The sequence below is a fragment of the Myroides sp. LJL115 genome (assembly GCF_054871665.1).
Genome location: NZ_JBTXLS010000001.1, coordinates 121,047 through 135,708, shown reverse-complemented (window position 1 = coordinate 135,708; position 14,662 = coordinate 121,047). Strand labels below are relative to the sequence as shown.

General features: G+C 33.8%; 19 protein-coding genes. 4 read left to right on the top strand and 15 right to left on the bottom strand.

Annotation, left to right across the window (positions count from 1 at the left end; genetic code table 11):
• Positions 1-6: 6 nt before the first annotated feature.
• The 14 genes from ACYSNX_RS00670 to pdxA all read right to left on the bottom strand — a co-directional run bounded on the left by ACYSNX_RS00670 (position 7) and on the right by pdxA (position 11,367).
• Entirely contained in the window at positions 7-1,041 is a 1,035-nt protein-coding gene (locus ACYSNX_RS00670; protein ID WP_461752758.1) for an NADH-quinone oxidoreductase subunit G, read from the bottom strand.
• Between the two features lie 43 nt (positions 1,042-1,084).
• On the bottom strand, positions 1,085-2,443 hold the full coding sequence (gene nuoF / locus ACYSNX_RS00665; RefSeq protein ID WP_461752777.1) for an NADH-quinone oxidoreductase subunit NuoF: 1,359 nt from the start codon (positions 2,441-2,443) through the stop codon (positions 1,085-1,087).
• Between the two features lie 4 nt (positions 2,444-2,447).
• A complete protein-coding gene (locus ACYSNX_RS00660) occupies positions 2,448-2,978 on the bottom strand; it encodes an NADH-quinone oxidoreductase subunit NuoE family protein (RefSeq protein WP_461752757.1) in 531 nt (176 codons plus the stop codon).
• A 4-nt stretch (positions 2,979-2,982) separates the two neighbouring features.
• A complete protein-coding gene (locus ACYSNX_RS00655; protein ID WP_461752756.1) occupies positions 2,983-4,218 on the bottom strand; it encodes an NADH-quinone oxidoreductase subunit D in 1,236 nt (411 codons plus the stop codon).
• 24 nt (positions 4,219-4,242) lie between these two features.
• The gene (locus ACYSNX_RS00650; protein ID WP_461752755.1) at positions 4,243-4,764 is read right to left on the bottom strand and encodes an NADH-quinone oxidoreductase subunit C; all 522 of its coding nucleotides are present in this window, start codon (positions 4,762-4,764) and stop codon (positions 4,243-4,245) included.
• Between the two features lies 1 nt (position 4,765).
• Complete coding sequence (locus ACYSNX_RS00645; protein ID WP_461752754.1) at positions 4,766-5,317, bottom strand: NADH-quinone oxidoreductase subunit B; 552 nt, start codon at positions 5,315-5,317, stop codon at positions 4,766-4,768.
• A gap of 12 nt (positions 5,318-5,329) precedes the next feature.
• Positions 5,330-5,695 carry an NADH-quinone oxidoreductase subunit A gene (locus tag ACYSNX_RS00640; RefSeq protein WP_461752753.1) on the bottom strand — a complete coding sequence of 122 codons (366 nt, stop codon included), beginning with the start codon at positions 5,693-5,695 and terminating at the stop codon, positions 5,330-5,332.
• A 210-nt stretch (positions 5,696-5,905) separates the two neighbouring features.
• Entirely contained in the window at positions 5,906-6,106 is a 201-nt protein-coding gene (locus ACYSNX_RS00635; protein WP_461752752.1) for a cold-shock protein, read from the bottom strand.
• A 242-nt stretch (positions 6,107-6,348) separates the two neighbouring features.
• The gene (accC, locus tag ACYSNX_RS00630) at positions 6,349-7,701 is read right to left on the bottom strand and encodes an acetyl-CoA carboxylase biotin carboxylase subunit (protein ID WP_461752751.1); all 1,353 of its coding nucleotides are present in this window, start codon (positions 7,699-7,701) and stop codon (positions 6,349-6,351) included.
• Between the two features lie 84 nt (positions 7,702-7,785).
• Positions 7,786-8,268 carry an acetyl-CoA carboxylase biotin carboxyl carrier protein gene (accB, locus tag ACYSNX_RS00625; protein WP_461752750.1) on the bottom strand — a complete coding sequence of 161 codons (483 nt, stop codon included), beginning with the start codon at positions 8,266-8,268 and terminating at the stop codon, positions 7,786-7,788.
• A gap of 27 nt (positions 8,269-8,295) precedes the next feature.
• Positions 8,296-9,294, bottom strand: coding sequence for a beta-ketoacyl-ACP synthase III (locus tag ACYSNX_RS00620; protein ID WP_461752749.1), 999 nt, complete (start codon positions 9,292-9,294; stop codon positions 8,296-8,298).
• 164 nt (positions 9,295-9,458) lie between these two features.
• Entirely contained in the window at positions 9,459-9,656 is a 198-nt protein-coding gene (gene rpmF, locus ACYSNX_RS00615; protein ID WP_461752748.1) for a 50S ribosomal protein L32, read from the bottom strand.
• A gap of 9 nt (positions 9,657-9,665) precedes the next feature.
• Positions 9,666-10,244, bottom strand: coding sequence for a YceD family protein (locus tag ACYSNX_RS00610; RefSeq protein WP_461752747.1), 579 nt, complete (start codon positions 10,242-10,244; stop codon positions 9,666-9,668).
• 58 nt (positions 10,245-10,302) lie between these two features.
• Positions 10,303-11,367, bottom strand: a complete 1,065-nt coding sequence (pdxA, locus tag ACYSNX_RS00605; RefSeq protein WP_461752746.1) for a 4-hydroxythreonine-4-phosphate dehydrogenase PdxA — start codon at positions 11,365-11,367, stop codon at positions 10,303-10,305.
• A 59-nt stretch (positions 11,368-11,426) separates the two neighbouring features.
• Between pdxA and ACYSNX_RS00600 the strand changes: the two genes are divergently transcribed.
• The 4 genes from ACYSNX_RS00600 to ACYSNX_RS00585 all read left to right on the top strand — a co-directional run bounded on the left by ACYSNX_RS00600 (position 11,427) and on the right by ACYSNX_RS00585 (position 13,722).
• Complete coding sequence (locus ACYSNX_RS00600; protein ID WP_461752745.1) at positions 11,427-12,020, top strand: riboflavin synthase; 594 nt, start codon at positions 11,427-11,429, stop codon at positions 12,018-12,020.
• 72 nt (positions 12,021-12,092) lie between these two features.
• Complete coding sequence (locus tag ACYSNX_RS00595) at positions 12,093-12,674, top strand: RNA polymerase sigma factor (RefSeq protein WP_461752744.1); 582 nt, start codon at positions 12,093-12,095, stop codon at positions 12,672-12,674.
• 2 nt (positions 12,675-12,676) lie between these two features.
• The gene (locus ACYSNX_RS00590) at positions 12,677-12,901 is read left to right on the top strand and encodes a hypothetical protein (RefSeq protein ID WP_461752743.1); all 225 of its coding nucleotides are present in this window, start codon (positions 12,677-12,679) and stop codon (positions 12,899-12,901) included.
• Positions 12,901-13,722 carry a mechanosensitive ion channel family protein gene (locus ACYSNX_RS00585; RefSeq protein WP_461752742.1) on the top strand — a complete coding sequence of 274 codons (822 nt, stop codon included), beginning with the start codon at positions 12,901-12,903 and terminating at the stop codon, positions 13,720-13,722. Before ACYSNX_RS00590 ends, ACYSNX_RS00585 begins: the two co-directional genes overlap by 1 nt.
• Before the next feature lie 74 nt (positions 13,723-13,796).
• On the opposite strand, the gene ACYSNX_RS00580 is transcribed toward ACYSNX_RS00585, so the two are convergent.
• Positions 13,797-14,624: a universal stress protein gene (locus ACYSNX_RS00580; protein WP_461752741.1), complete on the bottom strand. Its 828-nt coding sequence runs from the start codon at positions 14,622-14,624 to the stop codon at positions 13,797-13,799.
• Between the last annotated feature and the right edge of the window lie 38 nt (positions 14,625-14,662).

The window sequence follows — 14,662 nt, the reverse complement described above, 5'->3', positions numbered from 1 at the left end:
ACTTATTTATTCTAAGAATTCTTTTGACTCATGCTGGTCAAATGGAACCTGTTTCATACTGATTTTTACTCTATCTTGCTCACGTCCCTTTAAGATTAAAGGATCGGTATCAATAACCACTTTGTCTAGTTTTTGTGTGTAGTTGTTTTGGTTAATTACAGAGGATTTTTCGAATTTTTTAGGTCCTTCAATAACCCAATCTTCTTTTTGCTTATGGTCAAATCGGCAGCTATTACAAATAAATTCTTCAACTTCATTATAATGATCTTTGCGTGCCGATACGCGGTGTATTTCATCTCCAAACATCCATAAAACAACTTCTCCAGAACATTTTGTACAATTTCTATGTGCATTGTATGGCTTGTTGAACCAAACTCTAGATTTAAATCGATATGTTTTATCTGTTAAAGCTCCTACCGGGCATACATCAATCATATTACCTGAAAAGTCATTTTCAATTGCAGCATGAACATAAGTGGAAATTTGGGCATGTTCTCCTCTTCCACAAACTCCTTGAAAACGTTCATCAGTAAGTTGTTCAGCCACTTTGATACAACGGTAACAAAGAATACATCTATTCATATGTAATTGAATATTGTCTCCTATGTTTTCTGGGGTGAATGTTCTTTTTTCTTCTTGGTATCTTTTTTGCTCTTTTCCGTGGGCAAAAGCTAAATTTTGCAAATCACATTCTCCTGCTTGATCACAAATTGGGCAATCTAAAGGGTGATTAATTAGTAAGAATTCTGTTACCGCTTTACGCGCTTCTAATACTCTTTCTGAGGTGATGGATTTAACTTCCATACCTTCCATTACACCTGTTTTACAAGATGCCATCAATTTTGGCATTGGGCGTGGATCTGCTTCACTTCCTTTGCAAACCTCTACTAAACAAGCTCTACATTTTCCTCCCGTATCTTCTAATTTAGAGTAATAGCACATTGCAGGTGGTACTAATTCTCCCCCTATTTTTCTTGCTGCTTGTAGAATTGTTGTTCCTGGTTCTACCTCTATTTCATGTCCATCAATAGTAACTTTCATAAACTGTACTGAATTAAGATTGTATAATTGCTATTCAACCTAGTTATTTAGAAATCATATTTTTTACCTGAGAAAACGGTTCACTTTTGAAGTGATCTCTCTGTTTTACTTTTTCAGGATAAAGAACATGATATTCAAATTCATCTCTAAAATGTCTAATCGCTGCTGCTACAGGCCAAGCTGCTGCATCACCTAAAGGACATATGGTATTTCCTTCAATATTGCTTTGTATACTCCATAGAAGGTCTATGTCTGCAAGTGTTCCTGTTCCATTTTCTATTCGAAAAAGTACTTTTTCTAACCAGCCTGTACCTTCTCTACATGGAGAACATTGTCCACAGCTTTCATGTGCATAAAATCGGGAGAAGTTCCAAGTGTTTCTTACGATACAAGCTGTATCATTGTATACAATAAAACCTCCTGAACCTAGCATAGATCCTGTTTCAAATCCTCCATCAGATAGAGATTCATAGGTCATTAAACGATCATTTCCCTCTGCGGTTTTATAAATCAAGTGGGCAGGTAGAATAGGCACAGATGAACCTCCAGGGATTAGAGCTTTTAAAGGGCGATCGTCCATCATTCCTCCACAATATTCAGGAGAATTTATAAAGTCATAAACACTTAAACCTAATTCAATTTCATATACTCCAGGATTTTTGATATGGCCTGAAGCAGAAATTAATTTGGTTCCTGTTGAACGTCCTATACCTATTTTAGCATATTCTTCTCCAGAATTATTAACAATCCAAGGCACATTGGCAATAGACTCAACATTATTTACTACTGTAGGATTGCCCCAAAGTCCACTTACAGCAGGGAAAGGTGGTTTCATTCTTGGATTTCCTCTTTTTCCCTCTAAAGATTCTAGAAGAGCAGTTTCTTCTCCACATATATATGCTCCTGCACCACAGTGAACATATAAATCGAGATTGTAATCTGTTCCCAGAATATTTTTACCTAACCATCCATTTTGGTAAGCTTCTTTAATGGCTCTTTCTAATATTTTAAAAACCCACATATATTCTCCTCTTATATAGATGTAGGATAAGTTAGCCCCAAGTGCATAACTTGAAGTAATCATCCCTTCTATTAATAGATGAGGTATATGTTCCATTAAGTAGCGGTCTTTAAAAGTACCAGGTTCAGATTCATCCGCATTACAAACTAAGTGACGAGGTTTACCTGATTTTTTATCAATAAAACTCCATTTTAGTCCTACAGGGAATCCAGCTCCACCTCTTCCTCGAATACCTGAAGCTTTAACCTCTTCTGTAATTTCATCTGGTGACATGGTTTTTAATGCTTTCTCCACAGAGTTGTAGCCACCATTTTCACGATAAACCTCATAGGATTTTATACCAGGTATATTTATTTTATCTAATAATATTTTCTTTGCCATATTACTATTTATCATGTAAGGTTATTTTTCCATCGATACAATCTTGGATTATATCATCTATTTTTTGTGGGGTAAGGTTTTCTTTGTAAAAATCTCCTAACTGCATCATAGGTGCATAACCACAAGCCCCCAAGCATTGTACTTGAACAACTGAAAACATACCATCTTTAGTTGTCTCTCCAGGTTGAATGTTTAACTTATTACAAGTATAATCTACTATGTCTTCCGCGCCTTTGATTGCACAACAAGATGTAACACAAAATTCAAAAGAGTATTTTCCTACTGGTTTTTGATTGAACATACTATAGAAGGTTACTACTTCATATACCTCTATAGGTAATATTCCAATAATTTGAGCAACCTTATCCATTAAATCTACACTTAACCAGTTTTCATGAGCATCTTGTACTTCATGTAGTATCGGAAGTAAAGCTGACTTTCTTTTATCATGAGGATACTGGCTTAAAAGTTCATCGATTCTTTTTTGAAGGTCCTCGGTGATATTTATAGTCTGTTTATATATTTTATTTTCCATTTTCTTAAGCATCTAATTCCCCAGCAATAATGTTTAAACTGGATAAAGTTATAATAGCATCTGATAACATTCCGCCTCTTACAATATCATTATATGCTTGATAAATAATAAAGCAAGGTCTTCTAAAATGAAGTCTATATGGAGTCCTACTGCCATCTGTGATTAAATAAAATCCCAATTCACCATTTCCACCTTCTACAGGGAAGTAAAGTTCTGTAACTGGTACAGGGATTTCTCCCATTATAATTTTAAAATGATAGATTAATGCTTCCATATTAGTATACACATCCTCTTTAGGAGGTAGATAATAGTCGGGAACATCGGCATGAAATGGGCCCTCAGGCATTTTCTCTAGAGCTTGTTTGATAATTTTCATACTTTCCCATACTTCTGCGTTTCTAACACAAAAACGGTCATAGCAATCTCCTGATGTCCCTACAGGTATATCGAAATCAAAATCTTCATAAGAACAATAAGGTGTAGCTACTCTCACATCATAATCTACTCCTGCAGCTCTTAAGTTAGGACCAGTAAAACCAAAATTAATTGCATCTTCAGCACTAATACCGCCAACATTAACCGTCCTATCCATGAAGATTCTATTTCTAGATAAAAGGCTTTCAAATTCTTTCCAAATTGTTGGGAATTCGCTTAGAAATTCCTCAATTAATTGGAATACTTTAGGACTCCAATCTCTTTCAAAACCTCCAATTCTTCCCATATTAGTGGTTAGTCGTGCGCCTGATATTTCTTCAAAAATCTCATAAATTTTTTCTCTGTATTGGAATACGTATAAGAACCCAGTTAATGCACCTGTATCTACACCCATTACAGAACTACATATAATATGATCGGCAATTCTAGCTAGTTCCATTACGATAACACGCATATATTGTACGCGTTTGGGAATTTCAATAGATAATGCTTTTTCTACAGTCATCCACCAAGCTGTATTGTTAATAGGGGAGGAGCAATAATTTAACCGATCTGTTAAGACATTGATTTGATAAAACGGACGATTCTCTGCTATTTTTTCAAATGCTCTATGAATATAACCTACTGTGCCTTCTCCATCAATTACCTTTTCACCATCTAACAAAATTATATTTTGAAAGATTCCATGTGTAGCAGGGTGGGTAGGTCCAAGGTTTAAAATTTGTAGTTCAGTACCGTCTTGTTGAAATTTCTCCTCAATTAATTTGGCATATCGTTGCTCTGGTGGTAATAATAAGTCAGACATGAATTTGATTTTAAAAGGTTAGTTCTAACAGTTGTGAACTGTTCTTCCGAAGAAACGGTCATCTTTATCCGTTCGTTGGGAATCTTCTAAAGGAAAATCTTTTCGTAATGGGAAAGATCCCATTTCATCCATATTTAAAATACGCTTCAATTGAGGGTGATTTTTAAATACTATACCGTAAAAATCAAATGTTTCTCTTTCTTGCCAATTCGCGCTTTTAAATAAATCTGTAACAGATTCTACTTGAGGATTTTTTATGTTTAAAAACGTCTTAAGTCTTAAACGAATATTGTCTTGCCAATTATGAAGATGGTAAACCACTGCTAGTTGTCGTTCAACTGGTTCCTGATGGTAGTGTATACCACATAAATCAGTTAAGAAATTGAAGTTTAGTACAGGATCTTGCTTTAAAAACTCAATAATTGGATGAATTTGTTCACTGCATACTTCTAATACAAGGATATCATGTTGGATATGTGCTTGTTTAATAGCTCCATTAAATTTCTCTTGTAAAGTATCTTGTATGATGGAATAATCTAATGCCATGCTATTTATTTAAGTTATAGGATTTAAGTAAATCATCATATTCTTTGGAGCCTCTTCGGTTAACAGATTCATTTTTCACGATTTCCTGTAAACGCATGATTCCATCTAGTATTTGCTCTGGCCTTGGAGGGCATCCTGGTACGTAGACATCTACTGGAATAACTTTATCTATACCTTGTAAAACAGAGTAAGTATCAAAGATCCCACCTGAACTAGCACAAGCTCCTACTGCAATTACCCACTTAGGTTCTGCCATTTGTTCATAGACTTGTCGAAGAATAGGTGCCATCTTTTTAGAAATAGTTCCCATCACCATTAGCATATCGGCTTGTCGAGGGGAGAAGCTCATCCTCTCCGATCCGAATCTAGCTACATCGTATGTGGATGCCATAGTTGCCATAAATTCGATTCCGCAACATGAAGTAGCAAAAGGTAATGGCCACATTGAATTTGCTCTTGCTAGCCCTACTACTGAGCTGAGTTTGGTTGCAAAGTATCCTTCCCCTACAAAACCTTCAGGAGCTTCAACGGTTGTATATTTTTTATCACTCATAACATGCTGTTTTTAGTCCCACTCGAGTCCTTTTCTTTTGAACTCATAAAGAAGACCAATTAAAATTAAAAATAGGAAGATTCCCATTTTAGCTAATCCTTCCCATCCAAGCTCTAAAAAGTTTACAGCCCATGGGTATAGAAAAACGACTTCTACATCAAATAATACAAATAGGATTGCTACTAAGAAGTATTTCACATTAAATGGGATCCTGGCGCTTCCTAAAGAATCTAAACCACATTCCCAAGTACTGTCTTTAATCTTGGAATGCTTCTTAGGCCCTAGTTTTGCAGATACCCATATTGTCAAGGATACGAAACCTGCTGCTAAGCCTAATTGCATTAAAATTGGAATAAAATCGAGTTGACTTATTTGCATAGGTTATCAAATATTTGTGTTAAGAATATCACAAATATAACTAGTAGGTTTTTGATAACAAAATCAGGAGTTTGATGAATATGAGGTATTTAAGATTAATGCAGCAATATGAAATAAGACTAAATAAAAATAGAATGTTAAAGTATATAAAAAGCCATCTTAAAGTAATTAAGATGGCTCAGTGAAAAATGTTAATTATATGATGATAAATTAATCTTCAATAATTGTAACATCAGTAGCGATAAGTCCTTTTTTTCCTTTTTCTTCAGAATAAGAAACTTTGTTGCCTTGTTCGATATTTTTGCTTCTTAATCCTGTGATGTGAACAAAAATGTCTTCGTTTGTCATGTCATTAGTAATAAAACCAAAACCTTTGTCTTCATTGAAGAACTTAACTACGCCTGTTTGCATTGTATAAAAATAAATAAATTATGCTCAAATATAATGTTTGTTTTTAATAACCCTTGTTTTTTTTCATCTTTTTTTTAACTGCTATTAAATAAAACTTCGTTTTATGGCTTATTTGTTTACCAAAATTGTAATCTTGTCAAGGCTCTATTACTTCTTAGTAGGAGTAAGTTAAAAGAAGTTAAAAGAAGTTAAGAGGATAGTAATAATGAAAAAAGCCTACACAAATGTGTAGGCTTTTTTTATTATTCCTGTTCAAGAGGTTTCATCTTAAAAGATTCCATAAATGCTGTCGTATAAACACCAGCAATGTAATTTGGATCATCCATTAATTGTCTGTGGAAAGGAATAGTTGTCTTAATTCCCTCAATCACGAACTCGTCTAATGCACGTTTCATTTTGTGGATTGCCTCTTCTCTAGTTTGAGCAGTAGTAATTAACTTAGCAATCATTGAATCGTAATTAGGTGGAATAGTATATCCAGAATATACGTGAGTATCTAGTCTTACTCCATGTCCACCTGGAGCATGTAAAGTTGTAATTTTACCCGGTGAAGGTCTAAAGTCATTAAAAGGATCTTCCGCATTGATACGACATTCAATAGAATGTAATTTCGGAGTGTAGTTTTTACCTGAAATCGGAGTTCCAGCCGCAACTAAAATCTGCTCACGAATTAAATCGTAATCAATAACCTGCTCAGTAATACAGTGCTCAACTTGGATACGAGTATTCATTTCCATAAAGTAGAAGTTTCTATCTTTATCTACTAAATACTCAATTGTTCCGGCGTTTTCATATTTAATGAATTCAGCAGCTCTTACAGATGCTTCTCCCATTTTTGTTCTTAATTCTTCCGTCATAAATGGAGAAGGTGTTTCCTCCGTTAATTTTTGATGACGTCTTTGAATAGAACAATCACGCTCAGAAAGGTGACATGCTTTTCCATATTGGTCTCCAATAATTTGGATTTCAATATGGCGTGGATCAACGATTAGTTTTTCCATGTACATACCTTCGTTTCCAAAAGCATTCTTAGCTTCTTGTCTAGCACTTTCCCAAGCTCTAGCCATATCAGCTTCTTTATAAACTTCACGCATTCCTTTTCCACCACCACCTGCTGTTGCTTTAATCATCACAGGGTAGCCGATTTCTTTAGCGATTGTAATAGCTTCTTCTAAAGAATCAATTAAACCATCTGAACCTGGAACTGTAGGTACTCCGGCTAATTTCATTGTCGCTTTAGCTGTAGCTTTATCTCCCATCTTTTCAATCATTTCTGGAGATGGACCAATAAATTTTACTCCATGCTCTTGGCAAATTTTCGAAAATTTAGCATTTTCTGCTAAGAAACCATATCCTGGGTGGATTGCATCTGCATTAGTTATTTCTGCAGCTGCTATAATGTTTGAAATCTTTAAATAAGATTGTTGACTTGGTGCAGGACCGATGCAAACTGCCTCATCTGCAAAACGCACATGTAAACTGTCAGCATCTGCAGTAGAATAAACGGCTACCGTTTTGATTCCCATTTCTTTACATGTTCTAATAACACGTAAGGCAATCTCACCTCTATTTGCAATTAAGATCTTTTTAAACATCTTTTGAAATTTTAGTTTTAAATCTAGTTTTTTACCTTAAAATTAGTTTATGGTAAATTTGTTCCCTGTTAAGTTAGATTATTCTTAAGACGGGTCTACTAAAAATAATGGTTGATCAAACTCCACTGGAGATGCATCATCTACAAGTACTTTTACAATCTTACCTGAGATTTCTGATTCAATTTCGTTGAAAAGTTTCATTGCTTCAATAACACAAACTACGTCTCCTTGTTTGATTGTTTTTCCAACCTCTGCAAACGGCTCTTTGTCTGGTGCAGGTTTACGGTAGAAAGTTCCAATGATAGGTGACTTCACAGTAATGTATTTTGAGTTTTCGTCAGCTGTTGCCTCTGCTTGAGGTGCTGTAGCTACAACTTGAGGTGCAGCAGCTTGAGCTGGAGCTTGTTGTACAGAGTTAACTGGTAATTGTTGAATGTAAGTAGTCTCTGTATTTCCAGTTTCCGTTGTTTTAATGGTGATTTTGAAATCATCCATTTCTAATTTTACTTCTGTAGCACCTGATTTGGCTACGAACTTAATTAAATTTTGAATTTCTTTAATGTCCATACCTAATGTATTGGTTAGTTGTTGTTTCTAATTTTTGTTATATGCCCACTTCAAGTACATTGCTCCCCATGTGAATCCACCTCCAAAAGTAGCGAATATAATATTATCTCCTTTTTTCAATTGGTCTTCAAAATCACATAATAATAATGGCAATGTTGCTGAAGTTGTGTTTCCGTATTTTTGGATATTCATTAGTACTTTAGAGTCGTCTAAGCCCATTCTGTTAGCTGTAGCGTCTATAATACGTTTATTGGCTTGGTGTGCTGCTAACCAATTAATGTCATCATGAGACAAGTTGTTTCTTTGCATGATTTTTTCTCCAACATCTGCCATGTTTGAAACTGCATATTTGAATACAGTTTTTCCATCTTGGAAAACATAATGTTGTTTGTTAGCTACAGTTTCTGCACTCGCTGGTAAGATAGAGCCACCAGCTTCAATTTTTAAGAATTCTCTTCCGATACCATCTGATCTTAAAAATTCATCTTGTACTCCAAGGCCTTCATGGTTTGGTTCAAAAAGAACTGCTCCTGCAGCATCTCCGAAAATAATACAAGTAGCGCGATCTGTATAATCTATAATGGAAGACATTTTGTCTGATCCAATAAGAAGTACTTTTTTGTATCTTCCAGATTCAATATAAGAGGAAGCTACCGACATCCCATACAAAAAGCTTGAACAAGCTGCTTGTAGATCAAATGAAAAAGCATTTGTCGCGCCGATTTGTGTTGCTACGTACACTCCAGAAGTTGCCACAGGCATATCTGGGGTTGCAGAAGCAAATATTACTAAGTCTATATCTTTAGGATCAATTTTAGACTTTTGTATTAAGTTCTCAGCGGCTTTGATAGCCATATAAGATGATCCTTGGCCAGGAACTTTAAGAATTCTTCTTTCTTTTATTCCTGTGCGTGCTGTAATCCACTCGTCATTGGTGTCTACCAGTTTTTCTAGGTCAGTATTGGTTAACTTATCTTCTGGTAAATAACAACCAATTGCTGTAATGGCTGCGTGTATTTTTGTCATATGGTGTTGCTTTACTTTATAAAAACATTCCAAAAAGAAGCGAAAAGTACAAAAAAAAAAACAATTAGAGGCGTTTTTGAGCTTAATTGTGTCTTTTTTGGCTTTTTATGAGCAAAAAAAAACTCTCACACATTGTGAGAGTTTTTTTTACTTTGTTCTCAAGTCTATGCCTCTACTGTAGCAGTTTTGTCAATTACAACTTGTCCTCTGTAGTAAAGTTTTCCTTCATGCCAGTAAGCTCTGTGGAATAAGTGAGCCTCATTTGTTACAGGGCAGATAGCGATTGTAGGTGCTACTGCTTTGTAGTGAGTTCTTCTTTTATCTCTTCTTGTTTTCGAGGTTTTTCTCTTTGGATGTGCCATTTTACTATATTATTTATCCGTTAATAGTTTTTTTAATTCTGCCCATCGAGGGTCAATTTCTTGTTCTTCTTTATCTTCATGATCGTGTTGATCATCGATTTCTCCTTCTTCATCTTCATCCTCTTCCTCTTCATTATAATATCCTAAGATATCTAAAGCTTCCGATTCTAAAGACCCGTCTAGTACACCTGGGTGAATTCTTTTTTGAGGGATACCCAAAATAATTAATTCGTAGATATACTGTTTTACATCTATTTGATGTTCTGTAAACGGTATTATTAAGATTTCATCATGATCGTCATTGAATTCTTCTCCAAATTTTACAATCATTTTTATCTCACCTTCAATTGGTAAGTCAAAATCTTGATTTGTTATATCGCATGGAACATTAACTGTCCCTTCAATATTAACTTGTAATTCTAATAAGGTGCTTTTCTTATTAAGTAGAATTACTGCATTAACGTTCACCTTATTAAAATCCTTATATTGATAATCTTCAAAAAAATCATCTTCTATAGGGAAATCAAACCGGTGAGTTCCATTTTTTAATCCTATAAATGGAATCAAAAATTTGTTTTCGGTTTTCATGATTATACATGATTTGAGCGTGCAAAGATAAAAAATAATTATTATTACAAGCTAATTATCAATTTTTTTTTGTAGTAAAATCTTTTTCTTGTGTTTGTAAAGGGTTTGCCGCTGCTTCTTTGTTGAAGTTTCGGTTGTTATATATATCTATCGCTAAATAAATTGCCTCTTTAAAAGAAGAAGAATCTGCTATTGACTTTCCTGCGATATCATAGGCTGTCCCATGGTCTGGTGAGGTTCTAACCTTGTCTAGCCCCGCCGTAAAGTTAACACCTTGACCAAAAGTTAATGCTTTAAATGGGGCAAGTCCTTGATCATGATAGCAAGCCAATACAGCATCGAAACTCTTGTAAGTTTGCATTCCAAAAAAGCCATCTGCTGCAAATGGACCTGATACTAAGATGCCTTGGTCATTTAAATTTTCAATAGTTGGTTGAATAATCTCAATTTCTTCCTGTCCAATAACACCATGGTCTCCTGCATGTGGGTTTAGTCCTAAAATTGCAATTCTTGGTTTATAGATGTTGAAATCATTGATTAATGCTTGATTAATAATCTTCACCTTTTTTTCAATTAATTCAGGTGTAATTGATTTAGCTACATCTTTTAATGGTAAGTGATCGGTGATTAAACCAACTCTTAGTTGATCACTTACTAATAACATAAGCGCTTCCCCTTCTAAATTCTCATTTAGATAATCTGTATGTCCAGGATGAGGAAATTCTTCATTGAAACTGTTGTATTTATTAATAGGTGCAGTAACAAGTACATCTATATCTCCTTCTTTTAATGCTTGTGTTGCACTTGTGAAAGATTTTATTGCATATTTTCCTATAATAGGATCATTGGTTCCGAAGGTGATGTTTATATTCTCTTTCCAAATATTGTATACATTTACTTTATTGGGTATAACATTGGCTAGGTCATCTATACCTTGAATAGGAGTGTTGTTACCAATGGTTTTCTTTATGTAGGATAACGGTTTAGAATTCGCGAAAATAATAGGGGTACATAAATCTAGCATTCTATTATCTTCAAAACACTTAAGTATGATTTCTCCCCCAATTCCATTTAAATCTCCTACGGAAATCCCTACTTTAATATTTTCTGTTTTTTGGCTCATAGTATCGTCGTAAATTATTACTACTTTTGATAGCAAATTTAATAAAAATAAATGGAGTTATGTTCACAGGTATAGTTGAAAACATAGGACAGATTGAAAAAATCGAACAAGAGTTAGGGAATTTACACATTACTGTACGTTGTAATTTCGTTGATGAATTGAAAATAGATCAAAGTGTGTTACATAATGGTATATGCTTAACCGTAGTTAGTATTCAGGATAATACTTATACTGTAACAGCAATTAAAGAAACTATTTTAGTAACTACTATTGGAAATTGGAAACAAGGGGAATATGTTAATTTAGAGAGAGCTATGTTGTTTAATGGCCGTTTAGATGGGCATATTGTTCAAGGGCATGTGGATCATATTGCTACTTGTGTAAGTATTGAGCCTGCAAATGGAAGTACTTATTATGGTTTTGAATTTAAGCAAGATTCTATGCATACTACAATAGATAAAGGATCTATCACAATTGATGGTACATCTTTAACAGTTGTGGATTCTGGAGTAAATACTTTTAAAGTAGCCATTATTCCTTATACACAAGAGCATACTATATTTCAGTACTACAAGCAAGGAGATAAAGTGAATCTAGAGTTTGATGTAATTGGAAAGTATGTTGCTAAACTAATGCAAATAGGTAAAATATAGTTATTTATAGCTATAAAGTAGCAAATTGTTTTTTAATTTTATTGACTACATTTGCCTCTGTAATTATTCCCTATGAAAATTAATTTAGAGAACAATAATTTTACCTCGATGACAGATGAGGACTTGGTTCAATTTATCTGTAGTAGCGGTAATACACATTTATTCGGTATTTTATATGATCGTTATGCACAAAAGGTATATACTAGGTGCTTAGGGTTTGCAGAAAATCGGGATGTGGCGGAAGATTTAACACAGGACATATTCGTTAAATTATATTTGAATTTAAAAAAGTTTAGAGGGGATTCTAAACTTTCTACCTGGATATATGCTTTTGCTTATAATCATTGTGTGAACTACACAAAGCAAGTTTTAAGTAAGAAAAGGAAAGAGGATGTAATCGAGCAGGACAGTGATGTGTTGGATTTTGCAGAGCAAGAGATTTCCGATGAAGAGATTTTTGCTATGAATGTGGAGAAATTGCAAAGGGCACTAATTGAAATAGATGCTCAAGATAGAATTGTACTCCTAATGAAGTACCAAGATGATAAAAGTATAAAAGAGATAGCAGATTTACTTGAACAAGGGGAAAGCGCTATCAAAATGCGATTACATCGTGCAAAGAAGAAAATTATTGTAATTTATAACTCCTTGTGATTATGGAAAATCCTTTTAAGAAAATACTGCAAGACGAAAAGCTACCAGGTTATCTGAAAGATAGGGTTATAGATAACTTGAATTTTATAAAGCTTTCTTTAGATGTTTCAGAACTTTATACCGTAAAAGTACCTCAAGCTCTTGGGAGTTTTATTGGTGAGGTAGATAAAGAAAAGAATGAAAAGTTAATAAAAGAGATCGTAGAAAAAAATCAGATTAAAAAATAATGGAGTTAAATAAGTTTGAATACCCAAATGAGTTAATGAGTTCAATCATGAGTTCTTTAATTAAAGGAGCTATTGGATTACTACTAGCTTTAGGTTACTTGGCCATTTGTTGGGCAGTGCTAAAAATAACTAGTTTTATTATTAGGAAGATATTTGGTCTAATCCGATTAGAGAGGCTAGATGATATACTTAAAGAGAATGAACTTTTAGGAAAATTAAATTTCAATATTAGCATATCGAATATTTTGATAGGATTCTTTCGAATATTCTTGATTTTCCTAATGATTGTTATAGGGGCAGAAATGTTTGGATTATCTGTTGTTTCTAAAGAGATTGGAGATTTGATGCTTTATATTCCTAAGATATTTGTAGCTCTGTTAATTTTTGGAGCGGGAGTATATTTTGCTTCTTGGATTAAAAAAACGGTTGTTGGATTATTAAAAGCAATTGACTTTTCAGGAGCTCGAATTATTGGGAATGTACTGTTTTATTTCGTTTTTGTTTTTGTTGCAATAACGACTCTGAATCAACTAGGGATTAATACGGATATAATTACCAATAATATTTCAATTATAGTAGGAGCTATTTTATTGACTGTTGCTTTATCTTTAGGTTTAGGTGCTAAGGATATTGTATCTCAATTACTTTACTCTTTCTATACAAGAAAGAATTTAGAGTTAGGGCAGTTAGTAAAGATAAATGAGCTTCAAGGTTATGTTATCGCTATTGATAATATTTATGTTTGTTTATTAGTGGATGGTAAAAAGCATTTTTTGCCAATTGAACAAGTTGCAAAGAGTCATATTCAAATAATAAAATAAGCTCTTTCTTAAATAGGAGTAAAGTAAAAAGCGATGTAGTTAGAAGAAAACCTAGCTATATCGCTTTTTATTTTTTAGTCTATTTGAAAAACAATGATTGAGCAATCGACTCTATTGACTAAATCTTCACTAATGCTTCCATTAAAGAAATGAGATAGACCAGTTCGACCATGTGTTGCTATACCGATAAGACTTGCATTTGCCTTTTTAGTAAAGTTGTTGATTCCGTTTTCTATAGTTAAATCATTATATATTTCAAGGTTGTATTCTGAATCAGAAATCTCTTGTAAGAAATCCTCTAGTATTTCTTCAGCTACATAAGTAGGCTTAAAATTATTTGGTGTATTAACCATTAATAAGGTAAAGGTAGTTTGTAGAATCTTGCTTAACTTCAAGGCTTTCAAGAATGGTGTTTTTGTTCCTTCGCTAAAGTCTGAAGCAAAAACAAAGTTAGAAATCTTAAAGTCATCTACTTTTCCTTTTATTACTAATACTGGTATTTTAGAATATCTTACTACTTTCTCAGTATTTGAACCAACAAAGTACTCTTTCACTCCACTTGTACCATGAGACCCCATAATAATTAGGTCGCAATTATTGGTTGTTGCGGATTTAATTACACCTTGGTATGTTTTTTCAAGTATTAAACTTGTGTTAATTGTTAATCCATCAAAAATAGGGTCATGAGCTAAATCATTAAGTTTTTTTTCTGCAGCATTCTTAAAAAACATGACCTCAGGTATTTTACTGCCTACGTTGATAGAGTCACTACCTTGGCTAGGTAGGTCTAATATATGTAAAAGAGTGATTTCAGCATTAGATTTTTTAGCTAATACTGTCGCAGCCTTGATCGCATTGAAAGCTTGTTCAGAAAAATCGGTAGGGACTAAAATTTTTTTCATATGTCTAGTTTTTTGGGTGTTCACAAGGTAGTATTCTT

Coding starts and splice junctions, on each gene's coding strand:
- ACYSNX_RS00590 (WP_461752743.1), top strand. CDS start 12,677: ATGGAAAATCCTTTTAAGAAAATACTGCAAGACGAAAAGCTACCAGGT.
- ACYSNX_RS00620 (WP_461752749.1), bottom strand. CDS start 9,294: ATGACAAAAATACACGCAGCCATTACAGCAATTGGTTGTTATTTACCA.
- nuoF (WP_461752777.1), bottom strand. CDS start 2,443: ATGGCAAAGAAAATATTATTAGATAAAATAAATATACCTGGTATAAAA.
- ACYSNX_RS00655 (WP_461752756.1), bottom strand. CDS start 4,218: ATGTCTGACTTATTATTACCACCAGAGCAACGATATGCCAAATTAATT.
- ACYSNX_RS00640 (WP_461752753.1), bottom strand. CDS start 5,695: ATGCAAATAAGTCAACTCGATTTTATTCCAATTTTAATGCAATTAGGC.
- ACYSNX_RS00585 (WP_461752742.1), top strand. CDS start 12,901: ATGGAGTTAAATAAGTTTGAATACCCAAATGAGTTAATGAGTTCAATC.
- accC (WP_461752751.1), bottom strand. CDS start 7,701: ATGTTTAAAAAGATCTTAATTGCAAATAGAGGTGAGATTGCCTTACGT.
- ACYSNX_RS00670 (WP_461752758.1), bottom strand. CDS start 1,041: ATGAAAGTTACTATTGATGGACATGAAATAGAGGTAGAACCAGGAACA.
- ACYSNX_RS00650 (WP_461752755.1), bottom strand. CDS start 4,764: ATGGCATTAGATTATTCCATCATACAAGATACTTTACAAGAGAAATTT.
- ACYSNX_RS00610 (WP_461752747.1), bottom strand. CDS start 10,244: ATGAAAACCGAAAACAAATTTTTGATTCCATTTATAGGATTAAAAAAT.
- ACYSNX_RS00660 (WP_461752757.1), bottom strand. CDS start 2,978: ATGGAAAATAAAATATATAAACAGACTATAAATATCACCGAGGACCTT.
- ACYSNX_RS00635 (WP_461752752.1), bottom strand. CDS start 6,106: ATGCAAACAGGCGTAGTTAAGTTCTTCAATGAAGACAAAGGTTTTGGT.
- ACYSNX_RS00595 (WP_461752744.1), top strand. CDS start 12,093: ATGAAAATTAATTTAGAGAACAATAATTTTACCTCGATGACAGATGAG.
- ACYSNX_RS00600 (WP_461752745.1), top strand. CDS start 11,427: ATGTTCACAGGTATAGTTGAAAACATAGGACAGATTGAAAAAATCGAA.
- ACYSNX_RS00645 (WP_461752754.1), bottom strand. CDS start 5,317: ATGAGTGATAAAAAATATACAACCGTTGAAGCTCCTGAAGGTTTTGTA.
- rpmF (WP_461752748.1), bottom strand. CDS start 9,656: ATGGCACATCCAAAGAGAAAAACCTCGAAAACAAGAAGAGATAAAAGA.
- pdxA (WP_461752746.1), bottom strand. CDS start 11,367: ATGAGCCAAAAAACAGAAAATATTAAAGTAGGGATTTCCGTAGGAGAT.
- accB (WP_461752750.1), bottom strand. CDS start 8,268: ATGGACATTAAAGAAATTCAAAATTTAATTAAGTTCGTAGCCAAATCA.
- ACYSNX_RS00580 (WP_461752741.1), bottom strand. CDS start 14,624: ATGAAAAAAATTTTAGTCCCTACCGATTTTTCTGAACAAGCTTTCAAT.